This window comes from Kitasatospora sp. NPDC007106 (assembly GCF_040634455.1).
GTDB lineage: Bacteria > Actinomycetota > Actinomycetes > Streptomycetales > Streptomycetaceae > Kitasatospora > Kitasatospora arboriphila.
Map to the genome: position 1 here is coordinate 1 of NZ_JBEYFP010001459.1, position 1038 is coordinate 1038.

Consider the following 1038-nt stretch of genomic DNA (forward strand, 5'->3'; position numbering starts at 1 on the left):
GTGCGGCCGGGCAGGGGGACTGTTCCCTGCCGGCCGCACCCGCGTCGGAGTACAGGTCGGGGTCGGTGACCCCGTTGGTCACGCTGCGGGTGTAGTACCCCCAGGCGGGGCGGTTCCCGAAGTCGTAGGTGTCACCGGGGCGCAGCCGCCAGATCTTGAAGTTCGAGTAGGTCAGCGGTTTGCCGGAGACGGCCTGTTCGGGCCGGTGGTCGGCGAGGACGACGTACGCGTCCCGGCCCGAGAGGGTGGCGAGGCCGTTCCTGTCGACGAAGAGCGAGCCTCCTTCCTCCACTCCCACGCCCCAGGCCTTGCCGGAGGAGGTCAGGCCGTCTTTGACGGCCCGGGCGACGAAGGCCATGGTGCGGCCCATGCGGTCGCGGGTCACGAAGTGCGAGTCGTTGACGGTGCCCGCGTAGTTCGGCCAGCTGAACATGCCGGTCGTGAACGTCACGCTGCGGTCGTACGGGTCGGACGGTGCGGTGGCCGAGTCGGTTCCGGCGGTGCAGGCGTCGTAGACGATCGCGCTGTTGACGTGGTGGCCTGCGCTGCCGCGCCGACACCTCCGCCTCTGGCGACCACGGACTCGACGGAGGCCTCGAGCGGGGTGCCCTTCCAGCAGGCGTAGTCGCACTGGTTGCCGCCGGCGAAGTACCCGAACTCGGCGTTGCGCACGTCCGTGTTCACTGGGAGCCGGATGCGTCCTGTGCCGAGGTGAGGACGTAGGTGGTACAGGAGTTGACGTTCGGCAGGCCGGCGATCACGTCGCACTCCGGGGCGGGGCTGCCGGAGGCGGCGGACGCGGCGAGGACCGTGACGTCGACGGTGCCGGTGCAGCCTCTGATCGCGTCGACGGCCTTGGCCATGGTGGCGCCGACGATCCCGCCGGAGCCGTTCATGGTGTAGGCGGGGCCGGCCCAGGAGGCGCGGCTGACGTCGTTCGCGCTGCCCTGCCGGTACCGGGTGGCCTTGGCCTCCGCGGTGGAGGGCAGGCCCAGGACGGTACCGGCGACGAGCAAACCGGCCAGTGCGGTGCGTGTG

At 71.0% G+C, this 1038-nt stretch carries 2 pseudogenes; both read right to left on the reverse strand.

The annotated features are described in order from the left end of the window. Positions 1-451: pseudogene (locus ABZ641_RS39270) on the reverse strand (hypothetical protein); the annotation flags it as partial. 229 nt (positions 452-680) lie between these two features. Then, positions 681-1038: pseudogene (locus tag ABZ641_RS39275) on the reverse strand (hypothetical protein); the annotation flags it as partial.